This is a genomic window from Streptomyces sp. MnatMP-M17, assembly GCF_900091995.1.
Taxonomy (GTDB): Bacteria; Actinomycetota; Actinomycetes; order Streptomycetales; family Streptomycetaceae; genus Streptomyces.
On record NZ_FMDK01001096.1, the window covers coordinates 1 to 1443 of the forward strand.

Below are 1443 nucleotides of genomic sequence, written 5' to 3' on the forward strand. Positions count from 1 at the left end.
CAGATGCCGCCGCCATTGGCGAAGAAGCCGTAGACGGCGGAGGCGAGGTAGGTCCCTTCGACGAACTCGCCGAAGAGGCTGACGAATTGGGTCCAGTTGGTGATCAGCGTCGGTTCGTTGAACGGACCGCGCTGGGCGAAGCCGACAAAGGCGGCGACGGACGTACCCACGCCCTCGATCGGCCTGCTGCCGCTTTGTACCTCTTCGACGTAAACGCCCGGGGACAGATACGACGGCATGCGACTCTCCTTGACCGGGAACGAGGACGTCTTGACCAGGGGACGGGGTGATTCTCGCGGTGGGGGCGATCACCGGGAACGGGCGTACGGCCGCCTCGCCGTACCGAACCGACTGCCCGAAGAGGCAGAGCCGTCGGGCCATCTGATCGGGCAGTGAACACTGCCCTCGGCGCTGTCCCGCGCGTACTCCTCCGTGTACGGTCCGGCCCCGCACCCTGGCTGACATGTCGGGGATCCGCGGCCCGGAGCGACGGTGAAGGCGACTCCGGAGAAGAGCTCCGCCGTCGCAGCGGCGCGCGCCGCTGCGACGCGGCAGGCGCCGCATGCGGATGTGTCGCATGCGGACGTCCGACACGCGGACGTGTCGGGCTCCTTGTCCGACACCTTGTCCGACACCGGCACCACCGCCCCAGCGGTATCCCCCACCGGCCCGGGGCTGGATGTGCGGAGTGTGCGGCGGCTTCAGGCGGGCGCCGGGAACGCGGCGGTGGCGCGGCTGGTGGCGCAGCGGTATGCCGAGGTGGTCAAGCCGCCGCCGTCGCAGGCGCCGGGCTTCCGCCGGGTGCAGTCGGACGTCGCCGCGAAGAAGGCGAAGCTCAAGCAGCACAAGTCGGCGGCGGTGGAGTCGAGGTCGGCGCAGGACGCGGCGGTGGCTCCGCCGGACGACAGGCAGGCGCAGGGCAAGGCGGCCAACGCCGAGAAGATGAACGAGGCGAAGCCGGGCGAGTTCGACAAGAACGCGTTCATCGGGGCGGTGAACGAGGCGATCGCCGCGCAGGCGCCGAAGAACCTCGAAGAGGCCGACGGCTTCGCGGACTCCGGCCGGGCCGACTCCATCAAGGATTCGGTGGACGGCAAGGTCAAGGACGGCAAGGAGTCCTCCGCCGAGGAGATCGAGACCGCCACCACGGCCGCTCCGGACACATCGCGGGCCAAGGAGAAGCAGGTCACGCCGATGAGCGCGGACCAGCCTCCGGGCAATCCTGGCGCGCCGAGTACGGCGGACGCGGTGCCGGCCCGGCAGCCGGACGAGGTTCTGGACTTCTCCGAGGGCCCGCGGCAGGTCGATCAGCAGATGGCTGATGCCGAGGTCACCGAGGAGCAGCTGGCCCGAGGTAACGAGCCGCAGTTCGATCGGGCGTTGGCGGAGAAGAAGAAGGGCGAGCAGCACACCGCCGCCGCTCCCGCCAAGGGCCGCGCAGCC

The 1443-nt window shown here is 70.1% G+C and carries 2 pseudogenes; one reads left to right on the forward strand and one right to left on the reverse strand.

Features of this window, described 5'->3' with window-relative positions:
- Window positions 1-239 (reverse strand): annotated as a pseudogene (locus tag GA0115259_RS36410) (phage tail sheath family protein); the annotation flags it as partial.
- 451 nt (window positions 240-690) lie between these two features.
- Between GA0115259_RS36410 and GA0115259_RS36415 the strand changes: the two are divergent.
- A pseudogene (locus tag GA0115259_RS36415) lies at window positions 691-1443 on the forward strand (hypothetical protein); the annotation flags it as partial.